Raw genomic sequence first — 23,931 nt, forward strand, 5'->3', positions numbered from 1 at the left:
TTAACAGTTTGAAAAGAAAACGTATTGAGGGGTTTTAACCGAGTAAATGTGACCTAATATCTGTTGGTAAGACCCTATACTAATAAGGAAATATCATGTCACAACAATACACACCACCAAAAGTATGGGTTAACGATACTGCCGGTGGTAACAAGTGGGCAAATATCAATAGCCCTGAATCTGGTGCTCGATTCGACAAGGATCTGGCTGTTGGTGAACATGCTCTGCAATTGTATTCTCTTGGCACACCGAATGGCCAAAAAGTGACGATCATGCTTGAAGAGCTATTAGCCGCGGGCGTGAAAGAAGCTGAATATGATGCGTACTTGATCAATATTGGCGAGTCGGATCAATTCTCTTCTGGTTTTGTTGGCGTAAACCCTAACTCGAAAATTCCTGCTTTGGTCGATAAATCTGGCAATGAAGACGTGAACGTTTTCGAATCGGCTTCCATTCTTGTTCATCTGGCTGAAAAGTTTGGTCACTTCTTACCGAAAGAGGGCGCTGCTCGTTCTCAAACGTTTAACTGGCTATTCTGGGCACAAGGCTCAGCCCCATTCCTAGGTGGTGGCTTTGGTCACTTCTACGCTTACGCAGATGAAAAGCAAGAGTACCCAATTAACCGTTTCGCGATGGAAGCTAAGCGTCAACTAGACGTACTGGATAAGCAGCTAGCAAATAGTACCTTTGTTGCTGGAGAAGAGCTGACTATCGCTGATATGGCGATTTGGCCTTGGTATGGCAACCTAGTACTCGGTAACCTTTATGATGCTGCTGAGTTCTTGCAGGTTGACTCTTACACCAATGTCGTTCGCTGGGCGAAGTTACTAGAAGCGCGTGAAGGCTTCCAACGTGGTCGTATTATTAACCGTTCATGGGGTGAAGAGTGGGAACAAGTACCAGAGCGCCACTCGGCTGAAGATATTGATAAGGTACTGAAACTAAAGCCTTAGTTTTTATTTAAGGTAGACAGAAGCGTCACAAATTCTTTTTGAATGTGGCGCTTTTTTGATCCGGCAATGAATCAATTTGAGTTTTATTATTACAAATTAGTAAAGGTGATTTTATTTAAATTGGGATTATCATTAATTTTGTTATAAATATAATGCGCTCCATCAGAAAGATTTTGCCTTTAGGTACGGTGGGTAAGCGAATGTTGAAACAGAAAGAAAAGATTGTTGTGGTTGGTGGCGGCGCTGCTGGCCTGGAGTTGGTTACGCGTTTAGGTCGTGATAAACGTTATGATGTGACACTTGTCGAGCCATCGTCACACCACTACTGGAAACCGCGCTTACACGAAATTGCAGCGGGAACATTCGACGAAGAACTCGACGCTGTCAGCTACTTCCAACATGCATCTTGTAATGGCTACACCTATGTTCAAGCTTCAATGAGCGGCTTAGAGCGTGCTAGTAAAGTCATCAAACTGAATCATTTTAGCGGCACGACGCAAGAGCTAGAATACGACTATCTTGTTATCGCAGTCGGCGCCATCAGCAATGACTTTAAAACAGAAGGTGTGAGTGAACACTGTCTATTCCTTGATTCAGCATTGCAAGCCCAAAAAGCTTGGCAGGAGATCAACCCTCTACTGAGAGCAAGCAGTCAGCGTAAAATTTCAATTGTCGGCGCAGGTGCCACAGGCGTTGAACTGGCGGCGGAGCTAGCAAAAGTGAGTGCCAAGCTACAGCGCTATCGTCAGGAAGGCAGTCTTGAGATCACTTTGATCGAAGCGGCTGATCGCGTGTTGCCTGCTGGGCCTGAATGCATGTCGAAACGAGTTCATGAAGCTTTGGTAAAACAAGGCATTAACGTTAGAACTGGGACTCGCATTCAAAGAGCTGAAGAGGCGAAATTAGTCACTTCAGAAGATGAGATTATTTCAGCAGATCTGCAAGTATGGGCTGCTGGTATTAAATGTGCAGATTGGCTAAGTGAATTAGATGGTTTAGAGACAAATCGAATCAATCAACTAGTTGTAGATCAGACACTAAGAACAACCAATGACAACGATATCTTTGTGATTGGCGACAGTGCAGAATGTCCACAACCGGATGGTTCTTTTGTTCCACCAAGAGCTCAAGCTGCTAATCAAGCCGCGGCTCACTTGGCTCAGCAGTTCAAGCGTTTAGCGAAAGGTAAGGCATTACAACCCTTTGTTTTCCATGATGGAGGCATGTTGGTAGCGGTTGGTCATGACTATGCGGTCGGCGCGCTGATGAATGACAGAGTACTTTTGCGTGGTCGATTTGTGCGAAACCTTTACGACACTATTTTCCGTTTACATCAAAGAGTGTTGTTTAGTTGGGGGCGTGTGACCGCATTGGTCGTATTAAAGAGACTGAAATGTGCACTAAACCCATACAGTAAAAAGATCTAACGTAGGTCGGTTTGAGGCTTACCCTCAAGTTGCTACTTCAATGAGCGCCATGCATAAGGTTATGTATGGCGCTTTTCTTTTGTGCAAAAGACAGCTTACAACTGAGATACGGCGTGAAAGCGTGAGTGCTGACTTATCATATTTAGCTTTAGCTATTGATGGTGGTTTAGGTATAAACTTGCGACATCATAATTCTAAAGGATGGTGCCATGTACCACGGTCATGTTTATTTCCCTCTGCGATTTGCGGAGCAAGCAGAAACACTTCGTCAAAAGATTCTATCTGAGCGTAAAGATGTATTAGAGGTTTTTCCTTTAGTACAACGTTTGGTTGGCCCACATAAAATGCCGATGTTTGAGATTCATTTTGCCAACAAAGAGTCAGGCATCGTGGAATGGCTTGAGCAAGAGCGCGGTGATATGTCGGTGCTGATTCACCCAGTAACTGGTGGTGAAGAAACATTAGACCATACAGTACGTGCGATCTGGCTGGGGCGTGAGCTAGGTGTATTCGAAGACACGCTAAGTAGCTAATTTAATTTACGCCCGACAGTACGTACCTAATAAACAATACGTTTGTACAAAACATAAGCGAATCATTGTTTTCTTCTGTCGGGTGAGTTATCCCAGTTTCCACTTCGATAAATTCAACCTTCCTGTCTGAACTTCCCTCTAATTAATGTAATTCAGTTCGTCGCCTATAGAGTTTGCTGCCCTTGAATTGCATGTGATTTCCCAATACAGCAATCTGGGACACTTTTTCCCATGCCGAATTGGTAATACTGAGGCCATATTCATTTATGGGCTCAATAATGCTATTCAAACATCCCGTCTCTCTGCTAACGATTATTCGGCTTAACCCATTAAAGGTCGCTGCGACTTGGTTAATGGTCCTAGCTGAAAACGTGATGCTTATTCTGTTGCCATTGTTTATTGGTTACGCCATCGACGGCGTGTTAAACCAAAGCTTCCAGCCTTTGGTGATGCTGGCACTGATCCTCTTTGTACTGGTCATTCTCAGCGTGGTTCGTCGTTTCTACGACACCCGCGTTTATGGGGCGATTCGTGTAAAACTGGCGAATATCGTGGAGCGAAACCTACGAGGCTTATCTGTATCAACCAAAGACGCTCGGCTCACCATGTCGCGTGAGCTGGTTGATTTCCTAGAAGACGACTTACCTGCTTTGATGACAGCAGTGGTGCAGCTTGTTGCAACTGTGGTGATTCTCTCTACATTCCATTTCTCATTGGCGCTTTGCATGTTGTTTGCTGGGCTGTCGATGCTCGCCATCTATGGTTTGTTTCACCAAACCTTCGCGCGGCTTAACGGCCAATTTAACGATCAAGTTGAACAGCAGGTTCAGTTGCTGAGCGGTGTTCGCTTATCAGCGCTTCGCTGGCACTTTGAGCGACTTAAACAGTGTGAAATTAAACTCTCAGACACTGAGGCGATTGTCTATGGACTGATCTTTACCGTTTTGTTTGGCGCAGTCGTGGGCAATTTGTGGATGGTGAGTCAGCTTATCGAGCCGACTGCAGGACAAGTGTTCTCTATCGTTACTTATTCACTGGAGTTTGTTGAAACCGCAGTGATGCTGCCAATTACGCTACAAACCCTTTCTCGTCTTACTGAGATCAGTCAGCGACTCAATCCTACCTCTGTCCAACAGGCTACCAAGGAGATGCCTTATGAAGTTTAAAAAGCCACTTTCGGTATTAGTCGGTTGTGCAGCTATCTTTGTTGCCTTGATTGTTGTCGATGAATTGGAACCTGAGGCAGCGGAACCTGTGAAGAAGCAAGCAGTACTGGCACCCGTTTCTGTGTTGGAGGTGACACCTTCGCAGCACGAATCGACGTTAACGGTACTCGGTTTAACCGCTGCTCGCTGGCCAATTCAACTTAAAGCGTCGAGTAGTGCGCAACTTAAGTGGCTGAATGAAAACATCGAACCGGGACAATTAGTGACAAAGGGCGATGTGCTGGCGAGGCTAGATACCAGCGCCGTTGATGCGAACCTAGCGCAAGCGTTAAGCGCGTTAAAGCAAGCGGAGTTGGAATTGAAACAGGCTAAACATGAACAAACTGTCGCTCTCAAAATGCTCAACCCAAAAACAAGTTCGTCTTTTGCACGCAGAGAGCCCCAAGTGCTTGCCGCAAAAGCTAACCTGCAACAAGCCAAACAAGCGTATGTCAGTGCGAAGAAACTAGTGGAAGAGTCGACGATCACCGCGCCTTTTGATGCTGTGGTCATGAAGCGTCACATTAGTCCGAGAGAGTGGGTAGAGGCGGGGCAAGTGACCTTTGAGTTAGCTGCCAGTGATTCGATTGATATCGAGCTTCCAATCTCTGAAATGCATTGGCAACAAGTGCAAACTGCCTTGGTTAAGCCGAGTATTCGTGTCGTGAGTCGTTCTGGTCATCAATGGCCAGCGAAGGTGCGCTATGTGTCGCCGGAAGTCGAATCGGTGACTCGTCAAAGACAAGTAGTGCTCTCGGTTGAAGATCCTTACCAACACAAGCCTAGGCTATTCCCTAATCAGCAGGTTCAAGCTGTGGTTAACCTTGGTCTACAAGATGACGTAGTCAGTGTTCCTCTGAGTGCAATGACGAGAGACGGCTATGTGTGGACATTAGATACAGAAGATCGCCTACGAAAAGAGTCGGTAACGCTTATTGGTCAAGGCAGCCAAGAGCTTGATATTCGCTTTAATGATCGAAGTAATAAGGCTCGCCGCGTGGTGCAATATCCGCTTTCTTCGATGTTAATCGGTAAACAGGTCGCGCCTAAATTCGATGACGGTCGCTCCGAAGCCATGCTCGCGGGCAAATCTGATGTCGCACAGATTAAGGAATCAAACCGATGAGTTGGATGACAAAATGGTTCATTAATAATCCAGTCGCTGCCAATTTGTTGATGATGGCGATTGTTATCAGCGGTGTGTTGGCGTTTGGACAACTGCGTGTTGAGTCGTTTCCGCAAATCGCACCATCATCAATCAGTATTACTGTGGCTTATCCTGGCGGTACTGCACAACAGATTGATGAGAGCGTGACGCAACGAATCGAAGAGTCGATTAGTGGCATTGCAGGCATCAAGCAGATCACCAGCCAATCGAGTGCTGGAATGTCACGAGTCGTGGTGCGTAAAACCAGCAGCACAGACTTAGACAAGCTGTTGGATGACATTCGTAACCAAGTTAACGCCATCAACGGCTTTCCCGTGCAAGCAGAAAGACCGCAAGTGGTGCGTAATGAATTTACCAATTTAGCCGCGTTTGTTGTGGTGTCAGGCCCAAGAACCGACGACGAATTACAACCGATTGCTAAGCAGCTTGAACAAGCGCTGAAGAAGAACCCTCAAATTTCAAAGGTATCAAACTGGGGAACTCGAACACCTCAGTTGGTGATCGAGCCAGACCCTGATGAACTCAAAGCATTAGGGCTGAGCTTGGAAGATCTTGCAGGTTTAGTTGAGCAGCGCTCACTTGAGTCTCGCAGCGGAGAGCTTATTAGTGACAAAGGCCGAATGGTGATTCGTGGTGACGGTTACGCTGATGATTTGCAGAAGCTCAATCAGCTTGTCGTGATTTCGGGAAGTAACGGAAAAATACACTTGGGAGACATTGCCAAGCTGACCCGTGGCTACCAATACAGCGGTTCTATCGTGCGTAACAACGGTTCCAATGCCATTGCTTTGTTGGTCAGTACTAGCCAAACCGATAACCTGCTTAAAGTCAGCGAAGCGATCAGTGAAACCCTGGATGCACAACGAGCGATTCTGCCTTCGGATATTGAGCTGAATACCATGGCTGATATGGCACCTTACATTGAAGAACAGCTGTTTCGTTTGAGCGAAAACGCATGGCAAGGCTTGTTGATAGTGCTGATTTTACTCGGAATATTTCTTGAGATTAGGCTCGCGTTTTGGGTCGCAATGGGGATTCCAATTGCGCTGACAGGAACGCTCGCTGCAATGCATTGGTTTAACTACAGCATCAACGACATCACCTTGTTTGGCTTTATCTTGGTACTCGGTGTGCTGGTGGATGACGCAGTGGTTGTCGGTGAAGCGATACATGAAAAACGGACGCGTAGCGCAGGCTATTCTTCTAATATAAACGGAAAAACAGCCGCTTGGCAGGGTGTACACTCCGTGTCGGTGGCAACGGTATTCGGTGTGCTGACAACCATTGCGGCATTCTCTCCAATGTTATGGATTAACAATGAGTTAGCCAAGGTACTTGCTGGGTTTTCGGCAGTGGTGATCTTCGCTTTGATCTTCTCGCTGATTGAAAGCAAATTCATTCTACCGTCACACTTGGCTCAGCTTTCAGTGAAAAAGCCATCTACCAGTATTTTCGCCAAGGTTCAGAATACCGCTCAAGGTGGGTTGCAGTGGTTCAATCTCAACATCTACAAGCCGGTATTGGAGTTTGCACTTGGCTACAAAGTGGCGTCTTTGCTTGGGTTTGTGGCGGTTATATCACTGGCTTATGGCATGTGGTCGAATGGGGCGATTCGCAGTGCGCTGTTCCCTGAAATTCCAGGGCGATACATTACAGCGGTGATTGAGTTAGAAGATGGTGCGCCATTGCCACTACAGCGCCAAGCCTTGCTGCAAGTAGAACAAGCGATGACACAGGTAGAAAAAGGCTTAATGGATGATTACCCATTACAAGAGAAGCCCGTGGTGAACCTGCTTGCATGGTCTGATGGCTATGGCGAAATTGAAGTCACTGCCGAACTTACCAATGAATCTTTAAGCTTATTGCCGGGTAACTTACTGCTGAAGCGATGGCGAGAAAGTACTGGGCAAATCGAAGGGGCTTACTCGGTGAAATTCAGCGCGGCAGAGGAGCCTGCTGGCGGCACGTTCTTAACGATCTCTTCCAACGATCGTGAACTAGCGTCTCGTGTCAGTGAACAGCTAGCAGATACTTTAGCTTCGCTAAAAGGCGTTTCAGATGTTTACGATGATGGTCAGGATGGCTTACCGCAAGTTCGCTTGGTACTGAATCAATATGGTCAACAGCTTGGTTTGACTCAAGCCACACTAGCTCAACTCGCTGGCGAAGCGTTTGGCGAAAGGGAAGTTCATCGCCTATTAGAAAACGGACAAGAGACCAAGGTATTGCTGCAATACCCAAGAGATGAGCGCAGAACTTTAGCTCAGCTAGAACAAGCCATCATCATGTTGCCGAGCGGTGGCAGCGTAATGATTGGCGACATTGCTGAGTTCCGTCACGAGCAAGAGCCGCAAGTGGTTTATCGCCGCGACCGAGAGCAAGTGATCAACCTCTATTGGAAGCAAAACCGCGACCTACAATCACCAGAGAAAACACGTGAGCAACTTGAAGATACGATTGAGTCTCTGCACCTACAATATCCAAGCGTAACCATCAAAGCGGGTGGGGAATTTGAAGAGATAGGGGAAGTGTCGGATGGCTTTAAATCCGCAATGATTCTGACTCTGCTGATGATCTACATCTTGTTGGCGGTGCCTTTGAAGTCTTACTGGCAACCAATGATTATCATGGCAGTCATCCCGTTTGGATTCGCAGGTGCGATTTTTGGTCATTACTTGATGGACTTGCCGATCAGCATTCTTTCAATGTTCGGTATGATGGCCATGACGGGGATCGTGATTAACGACTCGTTGGTGCTGATCACGCGTTTTAATACGGAATATCGCCAAGGTGTCCCACTTCAGAAGGCGTTAGTAATTGCAGGCACCAGCCGTTTGAGAGCGATCTTCTTAACTACGATAACCACTGTGTGTGGCTTGCTGCCGTTACTAAGCGAAACTGCGGAACAAGCACAATACCTAAAGCCTGCAGCGGTATCCTTGGTATTTGGTGAACTGTTTGCCACTGCGGTAACGTTGATCTTGATACCTGTGTTGCTTGGTCTGTTTTGCCGAAAAGCGCCTCAAGCTGAAGAGCTTATTGAAAAAGAGCAGGTCGAACAAGAACCACATGTACAGACACAGCTCACTTTGGAGCGCTCATGATTGATTTTATAAAGGACAAAGACGATAGTGAAGCCAAGCGATCGAATTCGATCAAGTCGACAGAGACAAGAGCTTCTATGCCTGAGAACAAAGACCGTATGACGCAACAGAGCAAACCTGACTATCAATCAGTGCCTGGCTTTAAGCTGGTGCCTGAGATTGCGTTAGTGGAATCTTTGCCAGAGCACCTCCAAAAACGCTTTAGCCATGCACTTAATTTAATGCATGAAGAGTGGGGTGAACGTCGTACTTGGGAAGAGATCGCAACCGAAAGCGCAATTTCGCCATACCACTTTCATCGTCAGTTTACAGAGCTGTTTAATGAAACGCCGGGGCAGTACCTAAGCCGAGTACGTCTACAGATTGCGGTTAGTTTGTTGATCAATGACGAGCCATGGAGCGTTATTGAGATAGCTCAGTATTGTGGATTTTCATCGTCACAGTCGCTAGGCAAGGCGCTCAAGCGTGAGTTGGGCGTGACGGCAAAGCACATCCGAGAAATGGGTTACAACGCAACCCCCAAGGAAACCGCGGATTTTATCCAGAGACTGGCGCATCCGGGTGTGCAGTCTTCCATCGAGAAAGAGCTGGTTAAGTCGATGCCGACAGAATTGGTTTGGTATCCAGAGCGCGGTATGCAGAAGCTCAAATTGGACGATCCTGATTGGGATACCGTGTTTGAAATGTACGGTCTGAAATCAACACAACTCATGGGCACAACACCAATTAAGCAGATGAGAAACAAGTGGGACGACATAGACGCTGAAATCGGTAACTGGCAAGTGGCTAAAGAGCGTTACGATATGATCATTCCAGAAGGATACTACTTGTGTAGCGATGTGTATCTGGTTTCCGATGTCGCCTACAGCACGGCTTTAGAAGCGCTGTTTAACGCGGTTAAGCAACAAGGCTTGCAGTTAGACGTGAATGGCTATTTAGTGGAGATGATTCGCCATATAGATGATGACGATGTAGAAGGGGTGACTTTCTCTTTCCAGTTGCCCATTTTAACGACCCAAGACAGCGAATAACAAAAAGGCTCCTCATATGAGGAGCCTTTGTTTAATGATAAGCCGCTTTATAGAAGGAGCTTAACAGAGTAGGGGGATTAAGCCTCTGCCGTTACTTTAGAGCCGCTCATCTTTTTAAGTGCTGCGTAGCCAAAGCCAGTTACTAGCGTACCTGCTGCAATTGCCACTAGGTACATAAGTACTGGAGAGATAGCGCCAGGAATCAGTAGTACGAATAGACCGCCGTGTGGAGCCATCAGCTGTGCACCAAACATCATTGATAGAGCACCAGTTAGTGCACCACCTGCCATACATGCCGGGATAACACGCATTGGGTCTTTCGCTGCGAATGGAATCGCACCTTCAGAGATGAAACATAGGCCAAGAACGAATGATGCTTTACCTGCTTCACGCTCGCCTGCTTCAAACTTGTCTTTCACTAGGAAAGTCGCAAGACCCATACCTAGAGCAGGAACCATACCTGCTGCCATGATAGCCGCCATTGGTGCGTAAGTTTGCGAAGCCAATAGACCAACACCGAATGTGTAAGCGGCTTTGTTTACCGGACCACCAAGGTCGAAACACATCATTGCACCTAGAATCACACCTAGAAGAATCGCATTAGACGTCCCCATGTTGTTTAGGAAGTCTGTCATTGCGCTCATTACGCCAGAAACAGGACCACCAACGATGTAAACCATCACAAGGCCAGTGAACAAACTCGCGATAAACGGAATGATCAGGATTGGTTTAAGCGCTTCCATAGATTGTGGAAGTTGAACTTTGTCGGCAATGAACTTCGCAGAGTAACCTGCAATGAAACCCGCCGCGATACCACCTAGGAAGCCTGCGCCTGTTGAACTAGCCAGCATACCGCCGATTAGACCAGGAGCCAGACCAGGACGGTCAGCAATCGAGAATGCAATGAAACCAGCAAGAACAGGAATCATCAGTGCGAATGCAGAACCACCACCGATAGTCATCAGTGCAGCTGCTAGTGTGCCTTCTTCTTTAAACGCTTCGATGCCGAATACGAAAGACAGTGCGATGATCAAACCACCCGCAACAACCACAGGAAGCATGTGAGATACACCTGTCATTAGGTGCTTGTACACGCCTTTTTTCTCATCAGCAGGTGCTGCTTGTGAAGAAGAGGCTGTGTGTTGGTATGGCTTAGCTTCAGCGAACGCTTTCTCAACTTCTTGCTTAGTTTTCTTAAGAGCTGGGCCAGTTGTTGTTTTGTAAAGAGGCTTACCATTGAAACGATCCAGTGGAACGTCGATGTCGGCTGCGATGATAACAAGATCAGCGTTTGCGATTTCTTGGTCTGTTAGTTGGTTCTTCGCACCTACAGAGCCGCGAGTTTCCACTTTGATTTGGTGACCTAGGCGTTTACCTTCTGCTTCAAGCGCTTCAGCTGCCATAAAGGTGTGTGCAACACCCGTTGGGCAAGCGGTAATCGCTACGATCTTCTTGCTGCCTGTGTTTGTTGTTGTAGAAGAGTTTGGAGAGGTACCAGTCACTTCAACAGTGCTTTCAGCTTGAGAAGCGTCTAATACTGTTGCTTCTGCTACCGCTTTCTCTAGAAATGCTTTTGCATCTGAAGTGCACTCAGAGATAGCTGCTTGGTAAACTTTTTTGCCCACGAAACGTGTTTTATCAACGTTTGTGTTCGCTGCAATAACCACAACGTCGCTGCTGTCGATAGCGTCTTGTGATACTGGAGATTCAGGCAGCACGCTTGATTGGCATTCAATAGCGGCGTTCCAACCCAGTGCTTTTGTTGCTTGCTCTAACAAGCCTGCTGCGATGATGCTGTTTGCTACGCCACTAGGGCAAGCTGTGATAATGGTAATATTCATAATAAACCTTTTGTCCTATTTGCTTGTGTCTAACTGGTTAGTTGGAGCACCAAGCACCTGTAATTGGATATTTTGTAGTACTGAATCCAGCTCTTGTTGGCTGGTTACACCGACACCTACCTGCGAAACGGCTAGAGCAGATAGGGCGGTTGCGAATTTGATAAGTTCTGGTTTTGGCATTTGCTGCATGTGACCCCAACATAGACCAGCAACTAAGGTGTCGCCTGCGCCTACTGTGCTCACTACTTGCATGCGTGGTGGCTGAGCGTGTAACCATTCACCTTGGTTCAGCCACATAACGCCTTCAGCACCTAGAGATACCACGATGTTATCGATGCCTTTTTCACTTAGGGCTTGGCCTGCGTGTTGGCATTGGTCACGTGTTGTCAGCTCTGCATTGAATAGCTGAGATAGCTCTTCATCGTTCGGCTTTATTAACCAAGGCTGTGCATTGATACCAGCTTTAAGTGCATCACGGCTGCTGTCGAAAAGAACCTTCTTGCCTAGGTCACGTAAGCGTTGTACCCAAGAAGCGCACAGCTCTGGTGATACGCCTTGAGGCAAGCTGCCCGCAATCACGAAATAATCGTGTGTTTCAGCCAGTTCTAGCAAAGTTTCTTCAAACGCTTTAATCGCGTCAGCATTAACAGGAACACCAGGGAAGTTGATGTCGCTTACTTGACCAGAGTTCTCTACCAGTTTCACGTTGATGCGAGTTGCGCCATCAACACGGATGAAACGGTCTGTTGCGCTCATTTGTTCGAACAGTTGGCAGAAGGCCTCTTCGTTATTGCGACCAAGGAAACCTGTTACGGTCACTTTAGCGCCAAGCTCAGAAAGTACTTTTGCTACGTTTACGCCTTTGCCTGCTGCGTGCAGAGAGCCTTGATTCACTAGGCTAACCGAGCCAACATTCAGTGCGTCGATAGCACCTGTCAGGTCTAGGGCAGGGTTTAGCGTTACAGTAACGGCTTTGATTTGTTTATCAGACATATCGATTCCTTAACCTTCGCCAAGGCCTGAAGCGATAGCTTTGCCAATCGATTCAAGTGCTTGTGCTGCATCGTCACCTTCAGCAACAAACTGAAGTTGGTGGCCGTGTTTAACGCCAAGTGCGATCACTTTCATCAAGCTCTTCGCGTTCACTTCTTTTCCGTCGCCATCTAGGTTTGAAACGCGGATTGTTGATTCGAACTTCTTCGCTTCAGCAACCAGCATTGCACCCGGACGAGCGTGTAGTCCGTGTGCGTTTTTGATCTTGAATACTGCGCAGTTGTCATCACCCTCAGAAGCTGTAGAAACCGCTTCACCTTTAAGAAGACCAATCACTTGTGCAACGTCAGCAGTTAACAGTTGTTGCTGTTTACCTTCGAAAACCATTTTGCTTAGGTTCGCCAGAATAGATTGGTGCGCGCTGTTGCAAGCCGCGAATGCCACCAATGCTTTCACTGGTGTACCCTCGAACTCACAATCGTTCGCTGTAGAAACAAAAGATACGCCAGTGCGCGTTACGCCTTTATCGCTACCTAGTAACCAAACGCCTTGGCCTAGATGAGTCGGTGTTTTTGTTACTAGGTCAGCAACGAATGCGTTGTCAGTACAGCCTGTGTTCTTAAGAAGACCGCCAGCTACCGCCGACATTTGAACCATGTCGCTTGCTGGGAACAATAGTTGAACTAGAGAAGCGTCTAGGTCGGCTTCTAGCTGAACTTCGCCGTTTAGCAGGGCGATGATTTCGTCTTCTGATTTCGCTTGCTTTAATTTATCTTCAACACCGTCCGCCGCTAGCACTTTCGTTAGCTGCTTAAGGATGCCTAAGTGCTCGTCAGATTTCGCTGCAATACCAATTGCTACGTAAACACGGTTGCCGTCTGCCCAATCAATGCCTTCAGGGAAGTGGTGTACTGCAACGCCTGTCTCTTTTACTAGGCTACGCGTGTCAGTGGTGCCGTGAGGAATCGCGATGCCGTTGCCTAGGAACGTAGAGTTCTGGTTTTCACGGTTCAGCATTCCTTCAACGTAGCCAGAGTCCACTAAGCCTTTCGTGGTTAGGTCGCCAGCAATGTTCTGGATAGCTTTGAATTTGTCATCGGCCGTTTGACCAAGAGTGATGTCAGATTTTGATAATTTAAGCATGGTGCCTCTTTAGCGTATCGCTTGAGAATTTGTGTATCGCTACGATTCAGTCTAGAGCAATATTTACTCGTCGCTTGCTCTTTGTTTTATCTTGGCTGAATCGGTTCAGCATTCAGTGTAAAAAAATTCAGCAAAGCCAATTCTGTTAACCAAAATAGTTTTGCTGCGTGTCGTAATTTCAGTTTCGTTCATAACGAGAAGTTGAATCACGACAAATGACGCTCAATCCATTCAAAAGGATGATTGAAGTCACTTTTCAGATTTTGCTGAATCCTTTCAGCTTTTATACTGAATCGATTCAGCATATAATTCAACTAATCCAAGGATCAGAAGATTGGTAATATGATCCTACGCACAAAATACAGGTCACCCATATGACACTAGATGAGATTGCCAAACTAGCCGGTGTGTCGAAAACCACGGCCAGTTACGTGATTAACGGCAAGGCGCAAAAATACAGAATCAGTGAGAAGACTCAGCAGAAAGTAATGGCGGTGGTAGACGAGTATAACTACCGTCCAGACCATGCTGCTTCGTCGCTGCGTGCTGGTAATAGCCGTTCATTTGGTTTGATTATTCCTGACCTGGAAAACAGCAGTTACGCGCGCTTGGCAAAACTGATAGAGCAGAACTCACGTAAAGTGGGCTATCAAATCCTGATTGGTTGTTCTGATGATGATGCTGAAACCGAACGAAAGGTCGCGGAAGCGTTGGTGAGCCGTCGTATTGATGCTTTGCTGGTGGCGAGTTCTATGCCAGACGCTAACGAGTTTTACTTGAAGTTGCAAAACTCGGGAACGCCTGTGATTGCGATTGACCGTCCGTTAGACGATGAACATTTTGCCTGCGTGATCAGTGAAGATTTCGAAGCAGCATTTGAACTGACGCATTCGATTCTCGATGACAACATTCACAGTGTTGGTTTAATCGGCGCACTGCCTGATCTGAACATTTCACGCGAACGCCAGTTGGGTTTTGAAGCGGCGAATAAGGCTCATACACAGCAAACAGGGCTCGATGAAAATAAGCCAATGGTTGTAGGCTACGGTGAGCACTTTGATCGTGAATCCGGTCGAGAAGTGTTTGAAGAGTGGATTGCTAAAGGCACAGTTCCTGATGCCATTGTGACCATGTCTTACACCTTGTTAGAAGGTGTGTTGGATGTGATGGTCGAAAAGCCAGAGCTGATCAATCAAGTGAAGTTGGCGACTTTTGGTGATAACCGATTATTGGATTTCTTACCCTTTAAGGTTCACTCACTGCCGCAGCAATTTGAGGTCATTGCAGACAGCGCGTTTGCTTTGGCGCTAAATGCATCGGCTAAGCGTTACCAAGCTGGCATTGAACTCGTGCCAAGAAGCTTAGTGAGACGCACTTAACGCGCCGACGATTCAAGTTTAAGAGAGCCTCAGTGACTTTTAAGGTACTGAGGCTTTTTTTATGGGTGATAGTTATCAGTTGCATGTGGGATGGATCAGTTTTGGGAATGCATATGTCTTGGTCTGATCAGTGCACTTAACCTAATGTATATTCGTCACTTTTCAACTACAATAAACATTCATTTAGCTAACATCTTGGTGGGAAAAGTCAAAGTGGATAAGCAGTACTCTTGTGGTGATTTGGTTTTCGATATCGAAAAGATGACCATCACAAAAGGTCGTGCAGAACGGGCATTGAATTACAATGAATGTCTTTTGTTTAAAGCATTCTTAGACAGTTCAAACCAAGTCCTGAATAAAGAGACGCTAAAGCAAGCAGGATGGCCTGAAACCATCGTCACGGATTCCTCTCTCCAAAAGTCAGTACAAAAACTTAGACTTGCCATCGCTATGTCTGAATCCGTTGAGTTACGCACGATTGCAGGTGTCGGCTACATGCTGTATTGCGATCAAGCCTCCCTCGAAACAGAACCATCAGGTGCTCGACGTTTCAACGCGACTAAACTAGCAAAGATACTGTTGGCGTCAGCTTCTATTATGTTCATTGTCTTATCTTGCTTGAACTTTTTACGGGTGACGAACACTCAATTAATGCCTTATTTACACGGAGATTATGAAGTGGTGGATATCGGCTCTCATGAACTGTTGAAACGCAAAGACATGATTATTTCGCCTGACCTTGAGGCGGTGATTCAACGCTTCGAATGTGATTGTTTTTATTTCATTGGTGAAAAAGCGGGGCTCTACAATCTCTCTGTTTATGACAAAAAACGTCATCATAGCGAGAACTACTTTTTTGAAATTGAGGCTCTGCCAGAAATAACGGAGGGGTTGTTCAATGATGAATAGCCTGATGAATCTAGTTTGATAAAACTTAGCTTAAAATCTAGTTTAAAACCTTGGATCGTTCTTCTGATTGCTTCCGTTGCTCTTTATGGGGCGTCACTTTACGTGCTTAGTAAAAAGCTTTTGCTTAATGGCAGATACATTACTGAGGTGCAACAATATTCTGATGATATGCATATTTGGAGAGAAAGAATTGAAGTTGATTTGTATCGAAGCCATATAGAGTCAACGATATCGATAGAAGGAGATGGTTTAGAAGGTGTTGCACTGTTCTCAGTGGACGGCAAAATAACCAAATCTTTCGATGGCGAATTTGAGTTTTCTTACAATACTGAAGCCATTCAAACTACTGAAGTATTAGATGGTTACCAAGCCGCGAGTTATACCACAATGTTCCTGTCGGGTACCTCGAAAAACGAATTGATTTATCATGGGCAAGGAGTCGATGTCATTTCGAGAGAGCGGAATTATTTGATGCTAAGCCGAGTTAGGCAATAGCAAGCGATAAACATACTTCAGTAAAGATAAAGCCCAAACCAAGGTTATCTCCCGGCTAACCGGGAGATAAAGGGAATCAATTCTATCTGTGTTAGAAGTGGTATTTCACGTTCGCCATTAGTAACCACTCATCACTCACCTTTTGGGTGTTTTTGTAGGTCTTACCGTCTTCTTCAGTCCATTTGGCTTCAAGTTCATTGGTGTGGTAAACGTAGTTTACTTCGGTACCTATGCTCCAAGCATGAAAGCGGTAGTCGAGTCCTGTTTGAGCACCAAGGACGATTCCATTTAGATCATCTACATCATATTCTGCTTCTGAGTTGAACATCTCATAACCAAGTTTGCCGCCCACTGTCCAAGCGAGTTTTTGTGTAATAGGCACGATGTAGTTGTATTTAGTAAATAGTGTGCCTACTTCAAGTTCATCATCGTTATTTTCATTATTTTCGACACTGGTACCGCGGTAATCATAACCAATACTAATTTGATGAGTCTGGTTGATTGTCATACCGCCTTCGACGCCAAATACCATTGATGAAGATAAGTCGGTTTTACCTTTAGTCCCGTAATACGTGGACTCTGATTCAATTTGTCCACTTAAACGTGTACCAACATCAATACCGATAAACGGTTCATAGTTCGTAGCGGCGTTAGCGTTGAACGTTGTCGCTGTGGTTAGAATAGCAAAAGCAAAAAGTGGTGTTGTTTTATTAAGCATCATTGGTTCCTATTAAAAAGGCTGAGAGTTAACTATGTTGTTATTGTTTTTCACGTCTTGGTGAATTGATGCTCAAGTTAGAGGCTCGGGTAGGAAAGGAGAAGCGAATTGTGCGGAATAGGACAGAAAAAAGCTAAAGTGCTTATCTTGATAAATCTTTAGCTTTTTTAGTTGGATAAGGTACTGAAATATTTAGCTTTTAATTTTTCGCTCTTTTTTATGAATTGTCGATGGACATGGCTACTGAATCAAGATTCCAAACTCAACCAGCGCTACTAAGCCTAAAAGTAGGGCCAGCACCTTCCAGAACTGAATAGGGTGACGGTTTATCAAAGGCTGCTTAGCTTTGTGCTTCATTAGATTTTGATTGGGTGTGTAAAGGTCAGCTACAAAATCGCCTAAAACCTGATATCGCTCGGTCGGGGATTCTGCACACGCCTTTTGTAAAACCAAATCAATCCAAGCCGGTAGATCCGTTCGCTTTTGTGTCAGCGGTTGGTATTCCCATTGATGATGGCGCGATTGTTTTAGAGATTGCGCGCTCATTTCAGAGTAGGGTAGTTCGCCCGTTAGCATCTCATAGCCGATCACCGCGATAGAGAACAAATCCGAGCTTGTCGTAGCTGTGTTGTACTTAATGCTCTCTGGTGCAATGTAATTCACCGCGCCGAGTGGTGTTGAGTCTTTGTCTGCTTGTTCTCCCTCTTCAATTCCTCTTACTAACACCGCACCAAGGTCGATGATTTTGATGTCGCCATTACGTTGAACCATGATGTTTTCAGGCTTCAAGTCTCTGTGTACCATGTCGGCTCGTTGCAATACACGAATACCTTGTGTGATCTTTTCGAGTATCTCACGCACTTGTTCGAGCGAGGGTTTAGGGTTGTCGTACATCCATTGCCTTAGCGTGACACCTTCAACCAATTCGCAAATTTGATACAGAAATTGAGAGTGTTCTGGCGTTGGGTAAACCTTCATTACTTTCTTGTTATTCAACAAGATGCCAGCCCATTGCTCGTTAAAGAAAGCCCTTAACTGTGCTGGATCGTCATGGTATTGAACCGAAGGTACTTTGAGGACGAATTCGGTTTGTGTCTCTTTCTGCATCACACGATACACATGACTTCGAGTGCCCGCATACAACACCTCAAGCACCATAAAGTTATCGATACTTTGACCAAGCTTTAACGCAGGTGGAATAGCGCGCTTAGAGAGCTTTTCGTGAAATTCGATTAATGACGGTGTAGGTAAGTGAGTAACTTCGACAATCAGGCAGCTCACGTTGTCTGCGCTATTGTGGCTTAGTGCTGTGTTACAGATTGTTTGAGAGGCGTATTCGAAATCTGCACCGGGTTTGTCGATGTGTTCTTTAAATGTGTTAGGGGAAACGAACTCATGCACACCATCCGAGGTTAGGATAAAGCGGTCATTCTTCTTGATGGGTAAGGTTTGGTAGTCAACATTGAGCTGATTATCCATGCCTAATGCTCTGGTTAAGTAATGCTTTTGTCCCATGTTCTTACGAGTGTGGTCACGGGTCAGTTGGCGTAATTCTCCATCTCTTAGCAAGTAAATGCGGCTGTCACCCACATGGAATAGATGAGCGGTGTTCGATTTCAATATCACGCTGCTGAAAGTCGAAACTAAGGCATTGTGGTTAACTTGTTGTGCGGAATGAATATTAGAAACAGAGGTGTTGAAGAGCCAAGAATTAAGCGAAGTTAGAACTTTTTGCGCCGAACGCTGAATGCTCCAGCTTTGTGGGGTCGCGTAATAGTCGTCAATAAACTGCATCACACTGGTGTGACTGGCTTTCTGGCCGTGTTCACTGCAACTGGCTCCGTCGGCTATGCAGGCAACACTGCCTTTTAGTTCTTGTTCTGCACGAGTCTTCGGATGTTTTACAATGATGGCGTCTTGGTTTTCGTCACGTACGCCTTTATTCGAATAACCACCAAACTTCAAAGTCAGTTGGTTATTGGTTTCTGGCTTAATGACTTGCCCTTGGCTGAATGAAATCGTCATAACTGGTCTTCTTCTTAACTGGCCGTTTTCTCATTTGCTTGAGAGCACATCTGAGAAAGAACAAAAGCTCTCAGTAAAGCGAGAGCCTTTGAACGAAGTAACCAAGTGTCGCAGCCCGGTTACTCCTCCCGATTCAATGAGTGGTTAACTGACCTTGATTAAGGTTACGCTACCATCGTCGTTTACTTCAGCGATCTGACCGTTGGGCTCTTCCATGAACATCAGAGTAACAAAGCCAAGAACCGCCGTTGCAGCAATCACAAGGAAGAAAGTCTGGTAACTTACGAATGAAAGGACCGTTAGGTAAACCACCGCACCCACGTTACCGTAAGCACCTGTCATACCTGCAATCTGGCCTGTCATACGGCGTTTGATAAGAGGTACTGTCGCAAATACTGCACCTTCACCTGCTTGTACGAAGAACGAACATGCCATTGCTGCAACAACCGCTAGCCATACTGGCCATGTGCTTTCGACTTGGCCCATAGCGAAGTAACCTACAGCCAAACCTGCCGTTAGAATAAGTAGGGTTGGTTTACGACCAAATTTGTCTGAAATCCAACCGCCACCTGGGCGAGACATCAAGTTCATGAAGGCATAAGCCGAAGCCACCATACCAGCCAGAACAGGCGTTAGTTCGAAGGTTTCAGAGAAGAACAGAGGCAGCATAGAAACTACCGCTAGCTCAGAACCAAAGGTTGCGAAGTACAGAACGTTCAGTACCGCAACTTGCTTAAATTTGTACTGGTGAATCTCTGGCACTTCTTCTTTAAATACGTTCTTATTCACTTTCCAAACTTGCGTTACTTCATACACATACAGTGCAGCAAGTACCGCATACACACCGTACACCGCTGCGTCTGAAAGCATACCGATACCTGATGGAGACAGTTTCCAAGCAAGTAGAGCCAGTGCCGCGTACATAGGGATCTTCATGAAGAGTAGAAAGAAAAAGTCACCCTTAGACGTCACTTCCATTGCAGTTACTTGAGCTGGTTTGAAGTAGGTAGAACCTTTTGGTGTGTCGGATACGTTTTTGTAGAACACAACAGAGAACAGTAAGCTCATTACACCGGTGATACCAACCGCATAACGCCAGCCATCTTCGCCACCAAATACTAATGCTAGAGTAGGAAGAGTGAATGCTGCCGCTGCTGAACCAAAGTTACCCCAACCGCCGTAGATACCTTCTGCTGTACCAAGTTCGTTATGTGGGAACCATTCAGATACCAAGCGAATACCAACTACGAAGCCAGCACCAATAAAGCCAAGTAGGAAACGAGCAATGGCAGCTTGAATGAAAGAGTCAGCCAGTGCGAACATGAAACACGGGATCGAACAGATCGCGAGTAGCGAAGAGTAGACAAGTCTTGGACCGTACCGGTCGGTAAGCATACCAATCGCGACACGCGCTGGAATGGTTAAGGCAACGTTTAAGATGAGAAGGGTTTTGATCTCTTCAGTGGTTAGCCCTAGGCTGGTTTTTACCATCTGCAGTAGTGGTGCGAAGTTAAACCACACCACAAAGGTAATGAAAAAGGCCATCCAGCTGAGATGTAAGACCTTCATCTTACCTGTAAACGAAAACAGCGAAAATTTTGAGTTATCCATGTTTTAAATCCTTTAAATATGGAAAGAGTCTAGATTTATCTAGCCGTCCACATGCCAACTCCGTAGCTTGCCCAGACTGTTAATTATAGGCGGCTAAGGCATGTTAATGGGTGAATTTGAAAGTACAACCTTTTAGTTAGGCGATAACTTCTTGTTAGTTGAACATTTATTGTTAGTTGCTAACTGGTCGTCAGATGACTAACTTGCCAACGCTTCGGGTGCCAGTACTTGAATCTGGTTGCCTTGCCTGCGCACTTCAAAGCGAGTTAGGGCATGTTCAGGTTCTTCCAAACAAGCGCCTGTCTCTAAGTGGTAATGCTGCTTGTAGAGTGGGGAGGCCACATAGGGTTCTCCACTTAACGAGCCGATAATGCCGCGAGACATAACGTTGGCTTTGCCCACAGGGTCGAAATTCGATAGGCCATAAAGCTTGTCGCTGCGTTTGCAGTAAAAAATGGCGACTTGATGATCAGCTACTTTGGCGCACACACCCGCATTGGGTGACAGTTCCTCTTGGGAGCAAACAGTGGTCCAGTTTTCCATGACAGTCTCCTTGTCAAATTGTTGAGTCTTTGATTTTGTTCAATTTCGTAAAAAAGAAGATCGTAAAGAAGGTCGCTAGCAGCGTGTTGCCGAGATCGAAGGGGCTGCTAACGACCAAACTGGCTACTAGACTTCCGTAATTTCAATCTGTTCAGTGCTGTTTAACGCTTGGTTGCGTTCCGCTTCTTGGTCCGTATTTACCGAAGGTTTTGGGAAGCGTTGTTCGCGCTCTTTGATGAACGAGAGGCTAGAGTCCATCTCTTCACTGTTGATGTAGTGCTGGAAGCGCTTCATCTTCACTGGATTCTCGATAGTGGTTTTCCACTCACACTGGTAGTTTTCGATGTTGAGCGCGATGTCGGCTTCTAGCTCAGCAGCGACATTGAGTTTGTCTTCAATCACCACTTCTTTGAGATACTCCAAACCACCTTCTAAGTTTTCCATCCAAACAGAAGTACGTTGCAGGCGGTCTGCAGTACGTGTGTAGAACATCAACACGCGGTCGATGTATTGAATGAGAGTTTGCTCGTCTAGGTCGGTTGCGAATAGGTCGGCGTGACGTGGGCGCATGCCGCCATTACCACAGACGTACAGGTTCCAACCTTTATCTGTGGCAATAACACCAATGTCTTTTGATTGCGCTTCGGCACACTCACGAGTACAGCCAGATACCGCGAATTTGATCTTGTGTGGTGAGCGTAGGCCCTTGTAGCGGTTCTCTAGTTTAATCGCGAGGCCAACACTGTCGTTAACACCGTAGCGACACCAAGTGCTACCGACACAAGATTTCACCGTACGAACCGATTTACCGTAGGCGTGGCCAGTTTCAAAGCCTGCATCAATCAGCTTTTTCCAGATGGCTGGCAGTTCATTGAGTTGTGCACCAAATAGGTCGACACGTTGCCCGCCTGTGATTTTGGTGTAGAGGTCGTATTCTTTTGCTACTTCACCTAGCACAATCAATTTGTCTGGTGTGATTTCACCGCCGGCAATACGTGGAACAACAGAATAGGTACCGTCTTTTTGCATGTTGCCAAGGTAGATGTCGTTGGTATCTTGCAGCTCGATGTGTTCGTCTTTCAGGATGTAGTCGTTCCAGTAAGAGGCGAGAATAGAACCCACCGCAGGCTTACAAACGGTACAGCCTAAGCCTTGACCATGAGACTCAAGCAGCTCATCGAAGGTTTTGATTTTATTGACGCGAATAATGTCGGTCAGTTCTTGACGAGAGTAAGCAAAGTGCTCACAGATGTCGTTAGAGACTTCCACACCCAAGTTGCTCAATTCACTATCTAATACTTGTTTAGCAAGGGCAGAACAGCCACCACAACCCGTCGAAGCGTTGGTCGATTCTTTCAGCGCTGCCATTGTGGTGCAGCCTGCTGATACTGCTTCTTTGATGTCACCTTTGGTCACGTCGAAACATGAACAAATCACGGCGCTGTCTGGTAGCGCTTCGACACCCATTGCGCTGCCGGAATCGTCAGCAAGGTTTGGTAGAATCAATACCGATGGGTTCTCTGGCAACGGCATATCGTTTTGCTTGATTTGCAGCAGCGAACCATACGCGTCTGCGTCGCCCACTAACACAGCACCGACGATCTTCTTGCCATCAGCAGAAACAATTAAGCGTTTATAAACTTGCTCAATTTCATCGTTGTAGGTGTAAGACTGTGCACCTTCGGTTTTACCATGCACTTCACCAATACTTGCTACATCGACGCCTAGCAACTTAAGCTTGGTGCTCATATCGGCACCCGTAAAACTGCTCTTATCTTCGCCATTGGAAAGGATATGGCTTGCTGCGATTTTCGCCATTGAGTAGCCCGGAGCCACTAAGCCAAAGATCTTGTTATCCCACAGCGCACATTCACCAATCGCGTACACATCATCAATGTTGGTTTGGCAGTAATCATCAATCACGATACCGCCGCGTTCACCTATTGCGATGTCCGAGCTACGAGCCAGAGCATCTTGAGGGCGGATACCTGCAGAGAACACGATCATGTCGGTTTCTAAGTGTGTGCCATCGGCAAAGTTCATGCGGTAGCGAGCATTTTCACCCGCCACAATTTCAGAGGTCGCTTTCTCGGTGTGAACCTGTACGCCCAAATCTTCAATTTTACGTCTCAGCAGGGCACCGCCGCCGTCATCGAGTTGAACTGCCATTAATCGAGGCGCAAATTCTACGACATGGGTTTCTAATCCAAGGTTCTTAACCGCGTTTGCCGCTTCTAAACCCAGTAAGCCACCACCAATCACCACGCCCGATTTGCTCTGTTTACCAGATGACTCAATCGCATCGAGATCCTCTATCGTACGGTACACATGACAGTGTTCTTGGTCGTTCCCCGGAATAGGAGGAACGAACGGGAATGAACCTGTTGCGAGAATCAGTTTGTCATAGCTTTCACGGTGACCAGTGTCAGTCACTACTGCTTTGTTTTCGGTATCGAGCTCAGTGACTTTGGCATTGATTAGGTATTTAACGCCATTTTCTTGGTAATAAGCTTCACTCGTTAAAGCCAAATCGTCGGCTGTCTTACCGTTGAAGTAGGCCGTAAGTTGAACACGGTCGTAGGCAAGGCGCGATTCCTCACTGAAGGTAATAACTTCATATTGGTCTGAATCAGCTTGAATGATGTTGTCGATAAATTTGTGGCCAACCATGCCATTACCAACGACGACAATCTTTTGTTTGCTCATAGTAAATTCCTTTTTTGCTGGCTTCCTAGCGTTTCTAAAACTGCCCACACTCTGGTGGATAATGTGCTGTTCTTCCAATGAACTGAAAACTGTAAATTTTGAGTGGTTGGTAAATAGGAGAGCAAGTAGGGTGCCAGATAAAAATGG

At 46.1% G+C, this 23,931-nt stretch carries 18 protein-coding genes; 10 read left to right on the plus strand and 8 right to left on the minus strand.

Annotation, left to right across the window (positions count from 1 at the left end; translation table 11 throughout):
* Positions 1–95 precede the first annotated feature (95 nt).
* The 7 genes from yghU (at position 96) to F0228_RS01030 (ending at position 9,421) form a co-directional block, all read left to right on the plus strand.
* Positions 96–953: a glutathione-dependent disulfide-bond oxidoreductase gene (yghU, locus tag F0228_RS01000; RefSeq protein ID WP_171761699.1), complete on the plus strand. Its 858-nt coding sequence runs from the start codon at positions 96–98 to the stop codon at positions 951–953.
* A 200-nt stretch (positions 954–1,153) separates the two neighbouring features.
* The gene (locus F0228_RS01005; protein ID WP_171761700.1) at positions 1,154–2,380 is read left to right on the plus strand and encodes an NAD(P)/FAD-dependent oxidoreductase; all 1,227 of its coding nucleotides are present in this window, start codon (positions 1,154–1,156) and stop codon (positions 2,378–2,380) included.
* A gap of 209 nt (positions 2,381–2,589) precedes the next feature.
* Positions 2,590–2,913 carry a DOPA 4,5-dioxygenase family protein gene (locus F0228_RS01010; RefSeq protein ID WP_004740273.1) on the plus strand — a complete coding sequence of 108 codons (324 nt, stop codon included), beginning with the start codon at positions 2,590–2,592 and terminating at the stop codon, positions 2,911–2,913.
* 278 nt (positions 2,914–3,191) lie between these two features.
* The gene (locus F0228_RS01015; protein WP_116871533.1) at positions 3,192–4,079 is read left to right on the plus strand and encodes an ABC transporter six-transmembrane domain-containing protein; all 888 of its coding nucleotides are present in this window, start codon (positions 3,192–3,194) and stop codon (positions 4,077–4,079) included.
* The gene (locus F0228_RS01020) at positions 4,069–5,244 is read left to right on the plus strand and encodes an efflux RND transporter periplasmic adaptor subunit (RefSeq protein WP_171761701.1); all 1,176 of its coding nucleotides are present in this window, start codon (positions 4,069–4,071) and stop codon (positions 5,242–5,244) included. The genes F0228_RS01015 and F0228_RS01020 overlap by 11 nt, the downstream gene beginning before the upstream one ends.
* A complete protein-coding gene (locus F0228_RS01025; RefSeq protein ID WP_171761702.1) occupies positions 5,241–8,390 on the plus strand; it encodes an efflux RND transporter permease subunit in 3,150 nt (1,049 codons plus the stop codon). The genes F0228_RS01020 and F0228_RS01025 overlap by 4 nt, the downstream gene beginning before the upstream one ends.
* The gene (locus tag F0228_RS01030) at positions 8,387–9,421 is read left to right on the plus strand and encodes an AraC family transcriptional regulator (RefSeq protein ID WP_102424857.1); all 1,035 of its coding nucleotides are present in this window, start codon (positions 8,387–8,389) and stop codon (positions 9,419–9,421) included. Before F0228_RS01025 ends, F0228_RS01030 begins: the two co-directional genes overlap by 4 nt.
* A gap of 77 nt (positions 9,422–9,498) precedes the next feature.
* Here F0228_RS01030 and fruA read toward each other — a convergent pair whose 3' ends face one another.
* From fruA to fruB, 3 genes are read right to left on the minus strand one after another with little or no spacing between them, the layout of a single operon-like run.
* Positions 9,499–11,262: a PTS fructose transporter subunit IIBC gene (gene fruA, locus F0228_RS01035; RefSeq protein ID WP_171761703.1), complete on the minus strand. Its 1,764-nt coding sequence runs from the start codon at positions 11,260–11,262 to the stop codon at positions 9,499–9,501.
* 15 nt (positions 11,263–11,277) lie between these two features.
* The gene (gene pfkB, locus F0228_RS01040; protein ID WP_061031145.1) at positions 11,278–12,255 is read right to left on the minus strand and encodes a 1-phosphofructokinase; all 978 of its coding nucleotides are present in this window, start codon (positions 12,253–12,255) and stop codon (positions 11,278–11,280) included.
* A gap of 9 nt (positions 12,256–12,264) precedes the next feature.
* Entirely contained in the window at positions 12,265–13,398 is a 1,134-nt protein-coding gene (fruB, locus tag F0228_RS01045; RefSeq protein WP_061031144.1) for a fused PTS fructose transporter subunit IIA/HPr protein, read from the minus strand.
* A gap of 374 nt (positions 13,399–13,772) precedes the next feature.
* Here fruB and cra point away from each other — a divergent pair, with 374 nt between their 5' ends.
* The 3 genes from cra to F0228_RS01060 all read left to right on the plus strand — a co-directional run bounded on the left by cra (position 13,773) and on the right by F0228_RS01060 (position 16,181).
* Positions 13,773–14,777, plus strand: a complete 1,005-nt coding sequence (cra, locus tag F0228_RS01050) for a catabolite repressor/activator (protein ID WP_105058049.1) — start codon at positions 13,773–13,775, stop codon at positions 14,775–14,777.
* Between the two features lie 213 nt (positions 14,778–14,990).
* Positions 14,991–15,686, plus strand: a complete 696-nt coding sequence (locus tag F0228_RS01055) for a winged helix-turn-helix domain-containing protein (protein WP_105058050.1) — start codon at positions 14,991–14,993, stop codon at positions 15,684–15,686.
* Between the two features lie 15 nt (positions 15,687–15,701).
* Entirely contained in the window at positions 15,702–16,181 is a 480-nt protein-coding gene (locus F0228_RS01060; protein ID WP_061031141.1) for a hypothetical protein, read from the plus strand.
* Positions 16,182–16,272: 91 nt separating this feature from the next.
* Here F0228_RS01060 and F0228_RS01065 read toward each other — a convergent pair whose 3' ends face one another.
* The 5 genes from F0228_RS01065 to nirB form a co-directional block, all read right to left on the minus strand.
* Entirely contained in the window at positions 16,273–16,899 is a 627-nt protein-coding gene (locus F0228_RS01065; protein WP_171761800.1) for an outer membrane beta-barrel protein, read from the minus strand.
* A 240-nt stretch (positions 16,900–17,139) separates the two neighbouring features.
* The gene (locus F0228_RS01070) at positions 17,140–18,924 is read right to left on the minus strand and encodes a bifunctional protein-serine/threonine kinase/phosphatase (protein WP_171761704.1); all 1,785 of its coding nucleotides are present in this window, start codon (positions 18,922–18,924) and stop codon (positions 17,140–17,142) included.
* Between the two features lie 144 nt (positions 18,925–19,068).
* A complete protein-coding gene (locus F0228_RS01075) occupies positions 19,069–20,535 on the minus strand; it encodes a NarK family nitrate/nitrite MFS transporter (RefSeq protein WP_171761705.1) in 1,467 nt (488 codons plus the stop codon).
* A 198-nt stretch (positions 20,536–20,733) separates the two neighbouring features.
* Entirely contained in the window at positions 20,734–21,078 is a 345-nt protein-coding gene (gene nirD, locus F0228_RS01080) for a nitrite reductase small subunit NirD (RefSeq protein ID WP_061031137.1), read from the minus strand.
* 126 nt (positions 21,079–21,204) lie between these two features.
* Positions 21,205–23,784, minus strand: a complete 2,580-nt coding sequence (nirB, locus tag F0228_RS01085; protein ID WP_171761706.1) for a nitrite reductase large subunit NirB — start codon at positions 23,782–23,784, stop codon at positions 21,205–21,207.
* Positions 23,785–23,931: the final 147 nt, after the last annotated feature.

Origin of the sequence: Vibrio sp. 99K-1, from assembly GCF_013114585.1 — a bacterium.
GTDB classification, from domain to species: Bacteria; Pseudomonadota; Gammaproteobacteria; order Enterobacterales; family Vibrionaceae; genus Vibrio; species Vibrio chagasii_B.